The sequence below is a fragment of the Chlorogloea sp. CCALA 695 genome (assembly GCF_003003885.1).
Classification (GTDB): Bacteria; Cyanobacteriota; Cyanobacteriia; order Cyanobacteriales; family Chroococcidiopsidaceae; genus Aliterella.
This window is the reverse complement of the sequence record NZ_PVWN01000001.1, coordinates 237204-253287: the sequence shown is the minus strand read 5'-3', so window position 1 is coordinate 253287 and position 16084 is coordinate 237204. Positions and strand designations below refer to the sequence as shown.

Annotated in this window: 18 protein-coding genes and 1 tRNA gene; 12 read left to right on the top strand and 7 right to left on the bottom strand. The window is 42.6% G+C overall.

The window, feature by feature from the left end; genetic code table 11:
* The first annotated feature begins 146 nt into the window (after window positions 1-146).
* The 8 genes from C7B70_RS01215 (at window position 147) to murJ (ending at window position 7611) form a co-directional block, all read left to right on the top strand.
* The gene (locus C7B70_RS01215; protein ID WP_106367236.1) at window positions 147-587 is read left to right on the top strand and encodes an Rrf2 family transcriptional regulator; all 441 of its coding nucleotides are present in this window, start codon (window positions 147-149) and stop codon (window positions 585-587) included.
* A 73-nt stretch (window positions 588-660) separates the two neighbouring features.
* A complete protein-coding gene (gene cysK, locus C7B70_RS01210; protein WP_106367235.1) occupies window positions 661-1632 on the top strand; it encodes a cysteine synthase A in 972 nt (323 codons plus the stop codon).
* A 60-nt stretch (window positions 1633-1692) separates the two neighbouring features.
* Window positions 1693-2376 carry a J domain-containing protein gene (locus C7B70_RS01205; RefSeq protein WP_106367234.1) on the top strand — a complete coding sequence of 228 codons (684 nt, stop codon included), beginning with the start codon at window positions 1693-1695 and terminating at the stop codon, window positions 2374-2376.
* Window positions 2377-2467: 91 nt separating this feature from the next.
* Window positions 2468-3334 carry a 6-carboxytetrahydropterin synthase gene (locus C7B70_RS01200; protein ID WP_106367233.1) on the top strand — a complete coding sequence of 289 codons (867 nt, stop codon included), beginning with the start codon at window positions 2468-2470 and terminating at the stop codon, window positions 3332-3334.
* Window positions 3335-3449: 115 nt separating this feature from the next.
* Window positions 3450-3665, top strand: a complete 216-nt coding sequence (locus C7B70_RS01195; RefSeq protein ID WP_369831789.1) for a DUF2555 domain-containing protein — start codon at window positions 3450-3452, stop codon at window positions 3663-3665.
* Window positions 3666-4865: a bifunctional phosphopantothenoylcysteine decarboxylase/phosphopantothenate--cysteine ligase CoaBC gene (gene coaBC / locus C7B70_RS01190; protein ID WP_106367232.1), complete on the top strand. Its 1200-nt coding sequence runs from the start codon at window positions 3666-3668 to the stop codon at window positions 4863-4865.
* A gap of 76 nt (window positions 4866-4941) precedes the next feature.
* Window positions 4942-5736, top strand: coding sequence for an SDR family oxidoreductase (locus tag C7B70_RS01185; protein WP_106367231.1), 795 nt, complete (start codon window positions 4942-4944; stop codon window positions 5734-5736).
* A gap of 228 nt (window positions 5737-5964) precedes the next feature.
* A complete protein-coding gene (gene murJ, locus C7B70_RS01180) occupies window positions 5965-7611 on the top strand; it encodes a murein biosynthesis integral membrane protein MurJ (protein WP_106367230.1) in 1647 nt (548 codons plus the stop codon).
* A 92-nt stretch (window positions 7612-7703) separates the two neighbouring features.
* Here the strand turns inward: murJ and C7B70_RS01175 are convergent, their stop codons facing one another.
* The 3 genes from C7B70_RS01175 to moaC form a co-directional block, all read right to left on the bottom strand.
* Window positions 7704-8009, bottom strand: a complete 306-nt coding sequence (locus C7B70_RS01175; RefSeq protein ID WP_199191980.1) for a DUF3181 family protein — start codon at window positions 8007-8009, stop codon at window positions 7704-7706.
* Between the two features lie 67 nt (window positions 8010-8076).
* Window positions 8077-8337 carry a hypothetical protein gene (locus tag C7B70_RS01170; protein WP_106367228.1) on the bottom strand — a complete coding sequence of 87 codons (261 nt, stop codon included), beginning with the start codon at window positions 8335-8337 and terminating at the stop codon, window positions 8077-8079.
* Between the two features lie 52 nt (window positions 8338-8389).
* Window positions 8390-8875, bottom strand: a complete 486-nt coding sequence (gene moaC / locus C7B70_RS01165; protein ID WP_106367227.1) for a cyclic pyranopterin monophosphate synthase MoaC — start codon at window positions 8873-8875, stop codon at window positions 8390-8392.
* 36 nt (window positions 8876-8911) lie between these two features.
* On the opposite strand from moaC, the gene C7B70_RS01160 reads away from it, so the two are divergent.
* Window positions 8912-8985, top strand: a tRNA-Arg gene (locus C7B70_RS01160).
* Between the two features lie 41 nt (window positions 8986-9026).
* Here C7B70_RS01160 and C7B70_RS01155 read toward each other — a convergent pair.
* The 3 genes from C7B70_RS01155 to C7B70_RS01145 are packed head-to-tail and all read right to left on the bottom strand — an operon-like array spanning window position 9027 to window position 11991.
* Entirely contained in the window at window positions 9027-10256 is a 1230-nt protein-coding gene (locus C7B70_RS01155) for an MFS transporter (RefSeq protein WP_106367226.1), read from the bottom strand.
* 45 nt (window positions 10257-10301) lie between these two features.
* Window positions 10302-11306: a glycosyltransferase family 2 protein gene (locus tag C7B70_RS01150; protein ID WP_106367225.1), complete on the bottom strand. Its 1005-nt coding sequence runs from the start codon at window positions 11304-11306 to the stop codon at window positions 10302-10304.
* A gap of 1 nt (window position 11307) precedes the next feature.
* Window positions 11308-11991 (bottom strand): C40 family peptidase, encoded by a 684-nt coding sequence (locus C7B70_RS01145; protein ID WP_106367224.1) that lies wholly within the window; start codon window positions 11989-11991, stop codon window positions 11308-11310.
* 52 nt (window positions 11992-12043) lie between these two features.
* On the opposite strand from C7B70_RS01145, the gene C7B70_RS01140 reads away from it, so the two are divergent.
* The 3 genes from C7B70_RS01140 to C7B70_RS01130 all read left to right on the top strand — a co-directional run bounded on the left by C7B70_RS01140 (window position 12044) and on the right by C7B70_RS01130 (window position 15260).
* Window positions 12044-12979, top strand: a complete 936-nt coding sequence (locus C7B70_RS01140) for a serine hydrolase (protein WP_106367223.1) — start codon at window positions 12044-12046, stop codon at window positions 12977-12979.
* 223 nt (window positions 12980-13202) lie between these two features.
* Window positions 13203-14069, top strand: coding sequence for a methylated-DNA--[protein]-cysteine S-methyltransferase (locus tag C7B70_RS01135; protein WP_106367222.1), 867 nt, complete (start codon window positions 13203-13205; stop codon window positions 14067-14069).
* Between the two features lie 99 nt (window positions 14070-14168).
* On the top strand, window positions 14169-15260 hold the full coding sequence (locus tag C7B70_RS01130) for an MraY family glycosyltransferase (RefSeq protein WP_106367221.1): 1092 nt from the start codon (window positions 14169-14171) through the stop codon (window positions 15258-15260).
* Here the strand turns inward: C7B70_RS01130 and fabG are convergent.
* On the bottom strand, window positions 15257-16021 hold the full coding sequence (fabG, locus tag C7B70_RS01125; RefSeq protein WP_106367220.1) for a 3-oxoacyl-[acyl-carrier-protein] reductase: 765 nt from the start codon (window positions 16019-16021) through the stop codon (window positions 15257-15259). The two genes, C7B70_RS01130 and fabG, sit on opposite strands and share 4 nt — an antisense overlap.
* Window positions 16022-16084 lie beyond the last annotated feature (63 nt).

Sequence of the window (16084 nt, the reverse complement as noted above, 5' to 3'; positions counted from 1 at the left end):
GGCGGGGTTTTCCTTTTGTACCGCAAAGCTATTTCCAGAAAAAATTGCTACTTTTAATTAAACTAGCAAACCCCAGTGGAGAACCGTAGTATAATGAGAGTGAAGCCGATAACAAATTTAATTATCTTTCGCGCTCATTTTTGCCTGTGGAAATCTCTTGTAAATCTGAATATGCCTTGCTTGCCTTACTAGAACTAGCAGGTCATTATGATGGCGGCGAACCACTACAAATTAGGCAAATTGCCGCCGAACAAAATATCCCCGATCGCTACTTAGAACAGCTACTAGCAACCTTGAGGCGTGGGGGTATAGTAAAAAGTCAACGGGGGGCAAAAGGTGGTTACATCCTGGCAAGAGAACCTTGGAAAATTACCCTATTGGAGGTGATGGGATGCTTGGAGGGATTAAATTCTAATTCTTCAACAGAGGAAGAAGCTAATCCCAAAACGTTGGAAAGTGCGGTAATTCAAGAAATCTGGCATGAAGCACGGCAAGCGGCGGACTTAGTTTTACACAATTACACGCTTCAGAATCTTTGCGATCAACGCTCGGCCAGAAAGCAATTAAATTTAATGTATTACATCTAAAGTAGGAGTAATTTTTAGATTAAAACCTACTGTCAAATAGCTCGTTACTCAATAAACACAACTAACTAAGACTATGCGTATTGCTCGCGATATTACAGAATTAGTCGGTCGCACTCCTTTAGTGCAGTTAAACCACATTCCCCAATTGGAGGGGTGTGTAGCGCAAATTGTGGTGAAACTTGAAAGCATGAATCCTTCTGCTTCCGTCAAAGATAGAATTGGCGTGAGTATGATTAATGCCGCCGAACAAGAAAAACTAATTGCGCCCGGAAAGACAATATTAGTAGAACCAACTTCAGGCAATACAGGCATTGCTCTAGCCATGACCGCCGCCGCTAGAGGGTATCGCTTAATTTTGACGATGCCCGATACCATGAGCGGCGAACGTAGGGCAATGCTACGGGCTTATGGAGCAGAGTTAGAACTTACGCCAGGAATTGAAGGCATGAGCGGGGCAATTCGTCGGGCGCAGGCGATCGCAGATCGGACACCAAACGCGTACTTGTTGCAGCAGTTCCGCAACCCCGCCAATGTCCAAATTCACCGCGACACCACTGCCCTAGAAATTTGGGAAGATACCGACGGACAAGTAGATATGATTGTCGCTGGAGTCGGCACTGGGGGAACGATTACGGGAGTTGCCGAGGTAATTAAACCTCTCAAGCCAGGATTTAAAGCGATCGCTGTTGAACCTTTTAATAGCCCGGTGTTATCGGGAGGCAATCCCGGCGCACACAAAATTCAAGGTATTGGTGCGGGTTTTATTCCCCAAGTTTTGAATGTAAACATGATTGATGAAGTAATTAAAGTTAGCGACGATGAGGCGATTGCTTACGGTCGGCGTTTGGCACGGGAAGAAGGGCTGCTTTCGGGCATTTCATCGGGGGCGGCATTACGGGCGGCGATCGTTGTTGCCCAACGCAAAGAAAACGCCGGAAAACTGATCGTTATGATTCAACCGAGTTTTGGCGAACGTTATTTAAGTACCCCATTGTTTCAAGAAATGGAGCCACGCATTCCAGCAGTAGCAGGGATCAAAGAGTAAGAGAATTAGAAGGCAATATATGCGATTATCTTGCCTTCTTTCTTGCGCTAAAGTGGTTAAATGGCAGATTTTAACAACTATTACCACACCCTACAGGTGCTTCCTAATGCCACAAGTGGGGAAATTAAGCAGGCTTACCGCCGCTTAGTTAAACAATTTCATCCTGACAGCAATCAGGCTGAAGCGGACAGCGAACAGATTATTCGGATTAATGCGGCTTACGAAATTTTGAAAGATACGGCTAATCGGCGATCGTACGATCGCCAATTAAACGCTAGTAAAGTTCAAAACCCGCCTGCAAGTTCAATAAAGCGCGATAGCACTTCCCGTAAACGAGGTAGGGCGGCAGACGAACAAGTACAAACGTGGTTGCAACAAGTCTATCAACCTGTAACTCGGCTTTTAGATAGCATTCTCAATTCTTTAGACGAACAAATTGACGAACTGGCGGCAGATCCTTTTGATGACCAATTGCTAGAAGGATTTCAAGACTATCTTAAAAATTGCCGCGATTTTCTCATTGAAGCTCAAACTATTTTTCGCTCTATGCCCAATCCGCCAATTGTAGCTAGTGCGGCGGCTCATCTTTACTACTGTCTCAATCATTTAGGTGATGGGCTAGATGAGTTAAATTACTTTCCCCTCAACTACGACGAGCGCTATCTTCATGTCGGGCAAGAATTGTTTAGGATTGCTGCCACTTTGCATGAGGATGTCCAATCTGCTTTAGCTGACTTTGCTTAGATTATGGTTTTGAACCCGTAGGTTAAATAAAACTTGCTTTATCCTGTAAGAAGGTAGGTTAAGATTTTTTACAAACTGCGTCTAAATACTCATGCAATGTATTGTCAATCGCCGCGCTCAATTTTCTGCCAGCCATCGCTATTGGTTGCCAGAACTTAGCGAAGCTGAAAATAATCAACTTTTTGGATTATGTACCCGCAATCCTGGACATGGACATAATTATGTATTGTATGTAGCGATTTCTGGAGAATTAGACAGCTACGGTATGGTGATGAATTTGTCGGAAGTTAAGCAAGTAATTAAGCGCGAAATTACCGACTACTTAGACTATTCCTACCTTAATGATGCTTGGTCAGAATTTCAACAAACTCTGCCTACTACCGAAAACATTGCCCGGATTATCTGGCAAAAATTAGAGTCTCATTTACCTCTAGTTAATATTCAACTATTTGAACACCCTCAACTTTGGGCAGATTATCAAGGAAACGGTATGGAAGCTTATTTAACTATCAGTACTCACTTTAGCGCCGCTCATCGTCTCGCGCATCCCGATCTTAGTTATGATGAAAATGTCAAAATTTATGGCAAATGCGCTCGTCCCAATGGTCACGGACATAATTATCACTTAGAAGTAACGGTGAAAGGCGAAGTTAACCCTAGAACAGGTATGTTAGTTGACTTAGGCGCTCTGCAATCCGCTATCGACGAGCAAGTAATTGAACCCTTCGACCATACTTTTTTAAATAAAGATATTGCTTACTTTAATGATGTCGTACCAACGGCAGAAAATATCGCCGTCCGTATTCAAGATTTGTTGCGACTTCCCATCCAGGAATTAGGCGCGCAATTACACAAAATTAAGCTAATTGAAAGTCCCAATAATTCCTGTGAAGTATACTGTGTCCAACCCCAGACAAAAGTTAGTAGCTCTAGCGATGCCGTTTTAACGTCGGTATAGTTATAAACAACAGTGACAATTTAATTACACAATTTCATTTATGCCATTAGAATAGATACGGTGGTTACAGCAATGCAATATCTACTGCACTTAAATGTTGCTGGAGGCGCGAGTAATGATAGAAATTTTGAGCATTTCCAAACAAGATATTTCCATCATGTCTGCACAGGAAGTACAAGACTTAGCTTTGCGTCTAGAGCAAGATAACTATACCAATGCTTTTGACGGATTAAATGATTGGCATTTACTCAGAGCGATCGCTTTTCATCGTCCAGAGTTGGTAGAGTCTTTTGTTTATTTATTAGACTTAGATCCTTGCGACGAGTTGTAAATGCTCGGTAGGAAAATTTTAGTTGGCGTAGGCGGCGGTATTGCGGCTTACAAAGTTTGCGAACTTGTATCAACGTTATTTAAAGCTGGGGCGGAAGTTCGGGTAATTCTCACTGATTCCGCCCAAGAATTTATCACGCCTTTAACTTTAGCTACTCTGGCTCGTCATCCAGCTTACACCGATAAAGATTTTTGGCAACCAATTTATAATCGCCCCTTACATATAGATTTAGGTGAATGGGCAGAAATTTTAGTTATTGCGCCTTTGACAGCAAATACTCTAGCTAAACTAGCTCACGGTATGGCAGATAATCTGCTAACTAATACCGTTTTAGCTTCTAATTGTCCGATTTTACTCGCTCCTGCCATGAATACCGAGATGTGGCAGCAATTATCAGTACAGCGCAACTGGCAGCAATTATTGACAGATAAGCGATATTATGGTATGCAAACGGGGGATGGGTTATTAGCTTGCGATCGCGTGGGAGCGGGGCGCATGGCGGAACCTAGGGAGATTTTCACTAATTTGCGATCGCTTTTATACGCCAAAGGACAGCGAGATTTACTAGGAATGCGAGTATTAATTAGTGCGGGTGGAACGAGAGAATACTTAGATCCCGTCCGGTTTATTGGCAATCCTTCTACAGGCAAAATGGGTTTAGCTTTAGCCCAAGCAGCCCTAAATAGAGGAGCAATTGTGACTTTAGTTCACGCACCCCTTAGCGGTACTATACCTTTAGGAATGCAAGCAATTGAGGTTGTAAGCGCTGACCAAATGCGTCAAGCAATGTTAAATAACTTTACTAATGCTGATATTACAATCATGGCGGCGGCGGTAGCGGATGTAAAGCCAGCTACTTACAGCAGCGTCAAGTTGCCCAAAAAATCCCTACCTCAAAGTTTACCTTTAGAACCCGTTGGGGATATTGTGGCCCAGTTAGGGCGCTTAAAACAGCCTCATCAACGTTTGATAGGTTTTGCGGCTCAGACGGGGGATATTATCACCCCAGCATTGCAGAAATTGCAGACAAAAAACTTAGATGCGATCGCAGCAAATCCCATTGATTTACCTAATAGTGGTTTTGGGAGCGATTCTAACTCTGCTGTTTTTATAGACGCTAATCGTCAATTAGAAATTCCTGCTTGTAGCAAACTCCAATTAGCGCATCATTTGTACAATTTTATCAGAGCATTGTTTTAGACTTAACTCTAATCCGGTTGATAGATTATTTTTTGTTAAATTGTTAAGATTTAAAAAGTTTAGATAAGATTATTTAATGAAAACAGCTTTAATTACCGGAGCTTCGGCAGGAATTGGGGAGACTTTCGCCCAAGAATTAGCACTGAGGCAAATGAATTTAGTTTTGGTAGCGCGATCGCAAGATAAGCTGCAATTATTAGCGCAAAAGTTGCAATCCCAGTACAAAATTGACGTAGAGATCATTGTTCAAGATTTGACTGCACCAAACGCCGCAAAAGAAGTATTTGACAAGGTAAATCAAAAAGGAGTAATTGTTGATTTATTGGTTAATAATGCGGGTTTTGGTGACTACGGCGATTTTGCCGAGCGAGACGGCGAAAAACAAATTAAGATAGTTCAACTAAATATATTGGCATTAGTCGATTTAACGCATTACTTTTTGCCCGGAATGCGCGATCGCCACTTGGGAGGAATAATTAATATGGCATCAACCGCCGCCTTTCAACCGATGCCGTACTTCACTGTCTACGCTGCTAGTAAAGCTTTTGTATTGAGTTTTAGCGAGGCTTTGTGGGCCGAAAATCGCAGTTATAACGTCAACATTCTTGCTGTTTGTCCGGGCCCATCACCCACAAGCTTTTTTGAAGATGCAGAGTTTCCTAGCGCTTTAGCTAAAGCCGCCAAAGCAAACGCTACTTCGCCCGAAGTAATAGTACGTGAAGCCTTAGAAGCCTTTAAGAACAAGCATTCTAGTGTTGTACCTGGGGATATTAAAAATCAAGTGCTTGTAAATATCCCGCGATTTTTACCGAGAGAAGCCTTAATAAATTTGTGGAAAACTATTTTAGGTACAGGTATAGATAAAAATTAGCGATCGCGCTATAGGTTGATAATCGAAAGATATTGCAAAAGTCTTTTGATTTGTACCAAGTATCGATTCTCTGAAATCTCCTGTAAAAGAAAGGATTTCAAGATTTCCCCCTCTTTTTCGGGGGAATCTCCGCAACTTCAAACTCTTTCTGTAGGGCAATAGGTGCAATACTTTGTTGGCAAGCACCCCGATCACAGTGCTAGAGAGCGGTATTATCTATAAATCCCAATGGGGATTTTAGTTAAGGTATTTCTAAAGATATTTGTGTCAAAATCAACCCCCTCTCGCTCTTTAGCTGGAATTGCTGGAATTGTTGCGGCGGCAACGTTAATTAGTAAAGTTTTTGGTTTAGTACGCACGCAGGCGATCGCGGCGGTGTTTGGTGTAGGTGTAGTTGCCGATGCTTTTAACTATGCTTATGTCATTCCCGGCTTTCTATTGGTGCTATTAGGCGGTATTAATGGGCCCTTTCATAGCGCGATTGTCAGCGTTTTAGCCAAACGTCCCAAATCTGAGGCTGCACCTTTAGTAGAGACGGTGACAACTTTTGTTGGTGGGTTGCTGTTGCTAGTAACGATCGCCTTGATTTTTTTCGCACCAGGAATTATCGATTTAGTAGCGCCGGGATTAGGTACTACACCTCACGGATTAGAGGTAAAAGCGATCGCCGTTAGGCAAATGCGAATCATGGCTCCGATGGCTTTACTAGCGGGTTTAATTGGCATTGGTTTCGGTACGTTGAATGCGGCTAATTTGTACTGGCTACCATCAGTTAGTCCCCTATTTTCTAGCATTACCGTAATTATTGGATTGGGGGTTTTAGCATGGCAGTTAGGGGCAAAAGTTACAACGCCTCAATACGCAATGCTAGGGGGAGCGGTTTTAGCTTGGGGAACTTTAGCGGGAGCCGTTTTGCAGTGGCTAATACAAGTTCCGGCACAATGGAAGTCAGGTATGGGTACTTTGCGCCTGCGCTTTGATTTTAATCAGCCAGGAGTAAAAGAAGTTACAAAAATTATGGCTCCGGCGACGTTTTCGTCGGGGATGAGTCATATTAACTTGTACGTGATTTTGATTTTAGCTTCCTATATTCCCCAAGCGGCTTCGGCTTTGCAATACGCGGGTTTGTTGATTCAAACACCTTTGGGCATTCTTTCTAATGTGATATTAGTGCCAATGCTGCCGATTTTTTCCCGACTTGCTGATCCTCAAGATTGGGATGAATTGAAAGGGCGCATCCGTCAGGGATTGTTACTTACAGCAATTACTATGCTGCCTTTGGGGGCAATTACGATTACTTTGGCTGTACCAATTGTGCGCGTAGTATACGAGCGCGGAGCTTTTGATCGCAATGCGTCTCAATTGGTGTCCTCTTTACTGGTTATGTACGGGATTGGGATGTTTGTTTATCTAGGGCGCGATGTTCTAATTAGAGTATTTTATGCTTTAGGTGATGGCGATACACCTTTTCGTATCAGTATGGTAAGCATCTTTTTTAATATCATTTTTGCCTATGTATTTTTTAAAATGCTTGGCGCACCGGGTTTAGTTTTGGCAACGGTGGTAGTAAATATCATATCGATGCTGCTGTTATTTTGGATGCTTGATCGCAAACTGCATGGTTTACCCTGGCTTGAATGGAGTTTGCCTATTTTTGCTTTGACTGGCGGTAGCTTTTTAGCTGGTTTAGCTAGTTGGGGAACTCTTTGGGGAATACAGCAGTTTTGGCATGATGATGGATTCAAAGAGCAATTAGTCCAGCTTACTTTAGCTGGAGGTGTGGGAATTGGGGTTTTTGCTTTAATTGCGATGCAGATGAAGTTACCAGAAGTTGATGTTTTTGTGTCTAGAATCCGTCAAAAACTTGGTAGGTAGTGAAAAACCGCTTAAAATTCAAATTCTAAGCGGTACTTGGTTTATTTAGCTAAAAATGCTTGTTTGCTTAAAGATTGTTTGTAAACATCCTTTTACATATTGCGTTGATATTTTTCTAAAATATCCATCAAAATTACCTGGCATTGCATAGGCATAAAGTCAATTAACGATACTTCCTTTTTGCCACCACCAATTTTGACGGGGATGGATTGCAAAATGTGCAAAACGCGGTCTTCATCTAAAGATTTAGCGCTTAAAATTGGATACAGTTGTTCGGCAAGTAGAGTATGTAAATGAGCATTAGATAGATATAAATGCCATTTAGCAATATCTAGGTAAACATTTTCGCCAATTTCTGCGGCAAGTTTTTCTATTGCTTCAGTAGTGTTAAGAGCCATGATAGGGATTAAATAATTCTATCTTCGCTTATTTGCCTAAGATTGTTCTACTACTGGTAGTCCCTCTTTAGGTTGATTTGGATGGGGTATCGGAAGAATAATCGGCGATCGCACTGATATAGATTAAATGCGATAGTAGCACGACGAGATGAGTGGCTGTAAACCAAGGCAACCACTCCCAAGTAGCATACTTAAAGTTGTGAAAAAACCACAAGCCCGAATTAATTGCGGTAAAAGCCGCTACATGAGTAGCAAAGGTCATTCTATCGTCTAGCTTACGAAAAGCTGGGTCTTTACGGTCTGGTTTGCGGGGCCAACGAGGAGGCATGGAGTAGATTTAGATACTAAAGTTAATTTTAAATGCGATCGCGTAGTAAATACTAGCTATAGTCGTCAGATTTGCCGCCACTTTTGCTAATTAAGCAAATTGATTCAATTACTATAGATTTTTCTAAAGCTTTTGCCATGTCGTACAAAGTAAGCGCAGCTACAGATACAGCCGTTAAAGCTTCCATTTCTACCCCGGTTTCGGCTTTTGTTTTAACCGTTGAACGAATTACATAACCTGGTAACGACAAATCAGGGGTAATTTGTATTTCTATTTTCTGAATAGGTAAAGGATGACATAAAGGAATCAACGCCGATGTTTGCTTTGCTGCCATAATTCCCGCTAGTCTAGCTGTCCCCAATACATCGCCCTTGGGTAGATTTCCGGCTTGAATGGCTTGAAATGTCGCTTGTAGCATCCTTACTCTAGCTTCGGCTACGGCTTGGCGAATAGTTGGTACTTTGCCAGACACATCAACCATTTGAGCTTGTCCTTGAGCATCTAAATGAGTCAAACTAGGTTTGTTGAATTCTTGCATTGTCTAAATAGATGTGGTAGTATATTAATTCTGCAAGGGCGTGTAGCTCAGTGGACTAGAGTACGTGGCTACGAACCACGGTGTCGGGGGTTCGAATCCCTCCTCGCCCGTATTGATGAAATGATTATAGAGACGTTGCAATGCAACGTCTCTAGATTTTTGTAGCATAAACATCTCTACCTTTACCCAAAGCAAACCGCAGAGAATGAGGTAAATCTTTACTGCATTGGGTGAGAAAGATAATAATTGCTAAAAACGTTAAAACAGTAGCAAAGCCGAAGATATGGCGATAGCCGACTTGTTGCGCTACCGAACCTAAAACTGGCCCTGCGATCGCAATGCCGACATCAAAGCCTATCATACAGACACCAAAGATTTTACCGCGTTCAGTGGGCATAGCTCGGTCTGCCATCATCGCCGCAATCATAGGAATTAAAGTACCAGCGCCAGCGCCTTCAATTACCGCCGCCGTTAAGAAGCTACTGGGGCTATTTGCCACCCACAATAGCAGCATGGAGGCAGTATACAACACTAAGCTAATAGTAATAAATAAACCGCGTCCATAGTGATCGCTGGCCTTTCCGGCAACTAATCTGACACTAAAACTTGCGATCGCGGCAGCAGTGTAAAATAGTCCAGCGTTTAAGTCTACACCCACCGATCTAATAAATAATGGCACAAAGGTACTTAATGTACCAAAAGCCAAGCCTACCATCAACAGTACCAAAGCTGGAACCCGGACGCGGGGACTAAAAAGCAATTTCCAAAATACATTACCTTTGGTATTAATACGCGAGTCAGCAATTATCCTAGGATTGACTACCTGGCTAGTAAAAATCAAGCCTAAAATCCCCAATCCTGAAGACAAGAGAAACAAAGGAGTATAACCCGCACCCGCTTGCAGAAAACCACCTAAAGCAGGGCCAATAGCCAGCCCTAGCGGATTTACCAAACTCATGTAACCAATGACTTCGCCGCGCTTGTGAGGCGGTGCAATATCTGCAACCAATGCCGAGTAACCCGTACTAAAAGCTGCGAGACTGATACCGTGAAACGCTCGAATTACCATGAGTAATGGAATTGAGTTTACGACTAAATAGCCCAAAGGAGCGCTGGCTACTACCGACATCCCAATTATCAACACAATCTTGCGGCTGTGTTCGTCTGCCAAACGTCCGAGTACCGAACGAAATAGTAATAAACCAATGGCAAAACAGCCCATGACAAAACCAATTTGCTGTTCAGACGCGCCTAATTCTTCTACATATAAAGGTAAAGTTGGCAGTAAAGCAGTCAAACTAGACCAAAATAATAGTCCGGCGGCAAATAAGATTTTTAAATTTCGTCGCAGTTGAGGATCGAGATCGGAAAAAACGTTCAAAGTAAAAACTACATATTTAGTACACTTACCTTCTCTATTGTTACTTTAATTAACATTTTTTCCCACGACCTCTCGCACGCGATAAATAGGTCGCCCTTGAGATTCGTGATAAGTACGCATAAGTAATTCTGCAAGCAAGCCAAAGCTAAATAGCTGCACTCCACCCACCACAAGCAATACAGCCAAAATCAACAACGGGCGATTGCCGATACTTTGACCCAATCCTAGCTTTAAAAAGGTCAAATACAGCCCTAAAGTTGTACCTAAAGCAGTAGAAAGCAAACCAAACAGCCCAAAAACGTGCATAGGGCGCGTTAAAAATGTTTTCATGAAGTAAATGGTCAATAAATCCATTACAACCCGAAAAGTGCGTCCCAAGCCGTACTTACTTTGACCAAAACGCCGCGCGTGATGGCGTACCGGAATTTCGGTAATATTTGCGCCTTCAATGTATGCCAAAGCAGGTAAAAAACGGTGCAATTCGCCGTATAAATTCATATCTGCTACAACTTCGGCGCGGTAGGCTTTTAATGAGCAACCGTAATCGTGTAATTTTACGCCCGTTACGCGCCCGATGAGCAAATTAGCAAGTTTAGAAGGAAGTAAGCGAGTTAAAGCCGCATCTTGCCTTTTTTGCCGCCAACCACTGACTAAATCGTACCCTTCGGCTAGTTTTGCTAGTAACAAAGGGATATCTGCGGGATCGTTTTGCAAATCGCCGTCTAAAGTTACGATAGAATGCGATCGCGCATAATAAAATCCTGCTGCCATTGCTGCGGTTTGTCCATAGTTACGCCGCAATAACACCGCCTTCAAATCTGGGCGTTTTTGAGCTTCTACTTTTAATAGCTGCGCCGAACCATCTTTTGAGCCATCATCAACGCAAATAATTTCATAACTTAACCCACTCTCTGTAAGGCTTTTGGCAATTTCTGTAATTAAATGAGGCAAACTTTCCACCTCATTGTAAACAGGTACAATTACCGAAACTGCTAGACTTTCATCTCTTATTAAAAGTCTGCGCTCAATACTTTCCTCAATTAATGTCATCTTAATGCGCCCCGTAACTGCTCATCACTCTGCCAAAACCGCGCAATTGTTGATAATACGACTTGCTAACCTCATCTCCTTGTTCCGAGAGTTTGTCGATTCCAATACCATTACGTCCTTGCTTTTGCCCAGAACTATGAATATAACAAGCTTCACCTAAACACAATCCTACATGAGTTGCTTTTTCGGCTCTGCCAAAAAATACTAAGTCTCCTGGTAACAATTCCTCAAAGCTAATTTTTTGGGTAAAAGCTTCTTGTTGATAAGCATCTCTAGGTAGCCAAACCCCAACAGATTTAAACGCTGCTTGCATCAATCCCGAACAATCATAATTAGGCGCTACAGTTCCCCCCCAGAGGTAATAATTAGGTTGTTGCATTGCTTGTTTAGTAAAGTCAATTACTTCTGGAAGCTGGGATTTGATTTGCATTGGCGAAAAAGTGATCACGTTATACTTACTATCTGCTAATTCTAAACTGCTCAAATCCTTAGCTAGTAACCATCCTGGGTAATTATCTTCGCATAAACGAACCTCCATTGCCCTATCTTCAAGGATAGAGATAACTTGCAAATGTCTCCCGGTGGCGGCTTGAGTTACCAAACCTTCACCCTTTGGAGTGTCATAAATATTTAAGTCGCTCTGGCAAATGTATTCATTTGCTATAAATTCCTGAAGGGATACCATACACAGTAATCTTTTGATATCTCAAAACTTTAGCCGATTATTTAAGCGCTTTATGACATTTTTCCGTAAAGACGAGCAACTTGAAACTTTAGGCGATCGCATTTTAGCCGAAACTTGGGCAGAATTTCCCACTCTTGCCCGTAATTCCATTGCTTTAACGTGGATTGTTTATGATGCTCCCGTACCCGTCAATACTGGCGGTGCGCTTAGTCCTCAAGCTTTTTGGGGTCATGGGGTGCGCGGTTTTAGCTACCGAGGCGATGAGCGGATTTATCCAGCAAGTGTTATCAAATTGTTTTATCTGGTTGCTGTTTACGAATGGCTAGATAAACGCATGAGTCAAACTACTAGGGAGTTAGAACGAGCAATTAGAGATATGATCGTCGATTCTAGTAATGATGCTACGAGCTTAGTTGTAGACATTCTCACTGGAACTACAAGCGGGCCGGAATTGCCTCCAGGGCCTTTTGAAACTTGGAAAATGCAGCGCAATATTGTCAACCGCTACTTTCAATCTTTGGGATGGGAGGAGTTGCAGACAATTAATATCAATCAAAAAACTTGGGGTGATGGCCCCTATGGACGCGAAAGAATGTTTGTAGGGGAGTTGATGGACAACCGCAATATGCTAACTACAAACGCTACAGCGCGGCTATTACATAGTATTGTTGGCGGGGTGGCGGTGTCGGCTACGCAAAGTCAAGCAATGATGGGATTACTCAAGCGTAGTCTTACAGAGTTAAGTAAGGATGATGAAAGTCAAGTTACAGGTTTTTTAGGTGGCGGTTTGCCAAATAATGCTCAACTTTGGTCAAAAGCAGGTTGGACTAGCAAAGTGCGCCATGATGCAGCTTATATTGAGATTCCGGGGAAGCAACCTTATTTATTGGTCGTATTTATTGAAGGCGTTGCTAGTCAAGATAAAGCAATATTGCCGTATATTTCGGGGAAAATAGCTGAATCTAGCAGTGATTTGGTTTTTAAGTAAGAGATCCCCCCTAACCCACGTCAATAAAGCGGGAAGCATAGCTAAACTGCTTTTTGACTCCCCTTGAAAAAGGGGGGAAAATAAATATCTTTTTTTGATTTCCGCAAGAAACGGGTGGTTTTGATCTGGGGAAAATAAATATCTTTTTTCGATTTCCGCAAGAAACGGGTGGTTTTGATTCTCGGCTATCAATACATTGAGAAGTAATAGACGAAATATATTTATGACTTCCTTTGTCGAAACTAGCAATTATCAGCTTATTGCTAAAGCGATCGCCTTTATAAGTGAAAATCATTTACAACAGCCAGATTTAGCAACAGTTGCAACCCACGTAAACTTAAGCGAATATCACTTTCAAAAGCTATTTACAAGATGGGCGGGTATTAGTCCTAAGCGTTTCTTGCAATATCTGACGGTAGAATATGCCAAAGCAAAAATAGCTGAAACAAAAAGCTTGTTAAATCTTACTGGCGATGTGGGGTTATCAAGTCCGGGACGTTTGCACGATCTTTTTGTGACGTTGGAAGCTATGTCCCCTGGTGAATTTAAAACAGGCGGTACAGGGTTACAGATTATCTATGGAGTGCATGAAAGCCCTTTTGGTAAATGTTTAATTGCTATGACTGTTCGCGGTATCTGCAATCTACGCTTTTTGGACGATACTTGCCAAGACGTTGAGCAGCTTTTGCGCTTAGAGTGGTCAAAGGCTGAGATTGTACAGGATAGACAAGCAACTAAAGAGATATGCGATCGCATTTTTGCCCCTATTGCTACCAATCAGCCTTTAGTTTTGTTCGTCAAAGGTACTAATTTTCAAATTCAAGTTTGGCGGGGGTTATTAAGAGTCCCGTTTGGGGGACTTGCAACTTACCAAAGTTTAGCAAATGCGATCGGTCGTCCCACTTCAGCTAGAGCCGTTGGTAACGCCTTGGGTAATAATCCTGTTGGCTACTTAATTCCCTGTCATCGCGTAATTCGAGAATCTGGCGAATTGGGTGGTTTTCGTTGGGGATTAGAGCGGAAGAAAGTGCTGTTAGGTTGGGAAGCAAGCCAAAATCAGGATTTCCCAAAAAATAATACTTCCGCGTAACTAGCGTAAGTTTTGCTAAATCTGAGTGAAATCTGAAAATATTGATTAGTATACTGTTGATGCTGACAATCAGCTTTGATAGTAGTAATGGAATTGCACATGAACCTGTACCGATTGCTTCAATCCCTTGGCATTGCCAACCCTGGCGGTACAGGGTGGCTGGCGGTAATATTCACTTTTGTAGTAGCTTGGGTGACAACTTACCGTTTTATTCCAGCCGTGCGCTCTTTTGCCTTGCGTGTAGGTTGGGCAGATCAGCCTAACGCCCGAAGACTCAACCACGAACCGTTGCCTAATGCTGGCGGATTGGCTATTTATGCAGGAGTAGTGGCGGCGCTCATTCTCGCTACATTTTTGCGCCCAATTGTCTTAGAAAATGTGCTGGCGGAAGTCCTAACTATCCTGCTAGGTGGTTCAATGTTAGTGCTAGTAGGTTTTATTGATGACCAATATGGTTTACCTCCCTACATTCGCCTACTCGCTCAGATTTTGGCATCAATGCTGTTAATTGCTAATGGCATCCAGATTCAAGTTACTTTAGGTACGCCCATCGACCCCCTATTATCAACATTAATTACCTTGTTGTGGGTGGTGGGAATTACCAACGCCATCAATTTGATGGATGGGATGGATGGTTTAGCAGGAGGCATCAGTTTTATTACCGCCATGAGCCTGTTAGCAGTCTCCGCACAGTTTGAAAGTCGTGCTGCCGCTACCTTTCTCTTAGCTGCTCTAGGCGGCGCGGCTTTGGGGTTTTTACGCCACAATTTCCATCCTTCTCATATAATTATGGGCGATGCGGGAGCTTACTTTTTTGGTTATGTACTGGCAGCCGCGAGTATTTTGGGTAACTTGAAAGTAAATACCGTATTTGCGATCGTTCCTACTGCTCTATTTTTGCTTTTGCCTGTATTAGATACAACTCAAGTATTTGTGCGGCGATTAATGGCGGGTAAAAATCCTCTCAGCACTCCTGGCAAAGATCATCTCCATCATCGCTTGCTGGCGCTGGGTTTATCTCAACGCCGTACTGCTCTTACTCTTTGGGTTGTGACTTTGATTTCTAACTTGGTGGCAATGAGATTCAAAGGGATGAATATGGCAGTAATAATTACAACTGCGATCGCAATTGTCCTCTTTTTAAGCTTCACTGTCTGGCAGAGAATCCGAGCAGTGTTAAAAGGAGCTTAAGCCATTACCATCCCACCATCAACATTAAATACTTGTCCGGTAATATAAGCTGCCGCCGGATCAGCAGCTAAAAAGCGTACCATCCCCGCAATTTCTTCAGGTTGACCGTAACGCCCCAAAGGAATATATTTCAAAATGTCGTCAGCTTGTACGCCGCTTGTCATATCTGTAGTAATAAAGCCCGGAGCGACGGCATTAGAGGTGATACCGCGTACTGCAAGTTCTTTTGCTACAGTTTTGGTAAAACCAATAACCCCAGCTTTGGCGGCGCTGTAATTGGCTTGTCCGGGGTTGCCCATTTGCCCAGCCACAGATGTAATATTAATAATTCGACCAGAGCGCTGCTTAAGCATAACTTTACTAACAGCGCGAGTACACAAAAATACTCCAGTTAAATTAAGATCGATTACTGCCTGCCAATCTTCCAACTTCATGCGTAACAACAACGTATCGCGGGTAATTCCGGCATTATTAACTAAAATATCTACACGTTGCCATTTATCCATTACTTCTTTGAGCAAACTGTCCACTTGGTCAGCTTTAGAGACATCAGCTTGCAGAGCGATCGCATTTCCACCACTGGCAACAATTTCCTTTACTACTTCTTGGGCCGCAGCGCTTGAATTTGCATAATTGACAACTACATTTGCGCCTTCGGTTGCTAAGGAAAGTGCGATCGCGCGACCTATTCCCCGCGATGCTCCCGTAACTAGCGCTACTTGCGATTTCAGCTTTTGTAATTGTTCTGGTAATGCTTCCATTAGACTTCCTCTAATAATCATTTGTAAAACTGTTTAACGATTTTACGCAAATATGTGTCCAAT

Coding starts and splice junctions, on each gene's coding strand:
- C7B70_RS01170 (WP_106367228.1), bottom strand. CDS start 8,337: ATGCCTCCTCGTTGGCCCCGCAAACCAGACCGTAAAGACCCAGCTTTT.
- C7B70_RS01150 (WP_106367225.1), bottom strand. CDS start 11,306: ATGACATTAATTGAGGAAAGTATTGAGCGCAGACTTTTAATAAGAGAT.
- C7B70_RS01140 (WP_106367223.1), top strand. CDS start 12,044: ATGACATTTTTCCGTAAAGACGAGCAACTTGAAACTTTAGGCGATCGC.
- C7B70_RS01200 (WP_106367233.1), top strand. CDS start 2,468: ATGCAATGTATTGTCAATCGCCGCGCTCAATTTTCTGCCAGCCATCGC.
- C7B70_RS01145 (WP_106367224.1), bottom strand. CDS start 11,991: ATGGTATCCCTTCAGGAATTTATAGCAAATGAATACATTTGCCAGAGC.
- C7B70_RS01130 (WP_106367221.1), top strand. CDS start 14,169: ATGAACCTGTACCGATTGCTTCAATCCCTTGGCATTGCCAACCCTGGC.
- moaC (WP_106367227.1), bottom strand. CDS start 8,875: ATGCAAGAATTCAACAAACCTAGTTTGACTCATTTAGATGCTCAAGGA.
- C7B70_RS01135 (WP_106367222.1), top strand. CDS start 13,203: ATGACTTCCTTTGTCGAAACTAGCAATTATCAGCTTATTGCTAAAGCG.
- coaBC (WP_106367232.1), top strand. CDS start 3,666: ATGCTCGGTAGGAAAATTTTAGTTGGCGTAGGCGGCGGTATTGCGGCT.
- murJ (WP_106367230.1), top strand. CDS start 5,965: ATGGGGATTTTAGTTAAGGTATTTCTAAAGATATTTGTGTCAAAATCA.
- C7B70_RS01195 (WP_369831789.1), top strand. CDS start 3,450: ATGATAGAAATTTTGAGCATTTCCAAACAAGATATTTCCATCATGTCT.
- fabG (WP_106367220.1), bottom strand. CDS start 16,021: ATGGAAGCATTACCAGAACAATTACAAAAGCTGAAATCGCAAGTAGCG.
- C7B70_RS01175 (WP_199191980.1), bottom strand. CDS start 8,009: ATGGCTCTTAACACTACTGAAGCAATAGAAAAACTTGCCGCAGAAATT.
- cysK (WP_106367235.1), top strand. CDS start 661: ATGCGTATTGCTCGCGATATTACAGAATTAGTCGGTCGCACTCCTTTA.
- C7B70_RS01205 (WP_106367234.1), top strand. CDS start 1,693: ATGGCAGATTTTAACAACTATTACCACACCCTACAGGTGCTTCCTAAT.
- C7B70_RS01185 (WP_106367231.1), top strand. CDS start 4,942: ATGAAAACAGCTTTAATTACCGGAGCTTCGGCAGGAATTGGGGAGACT.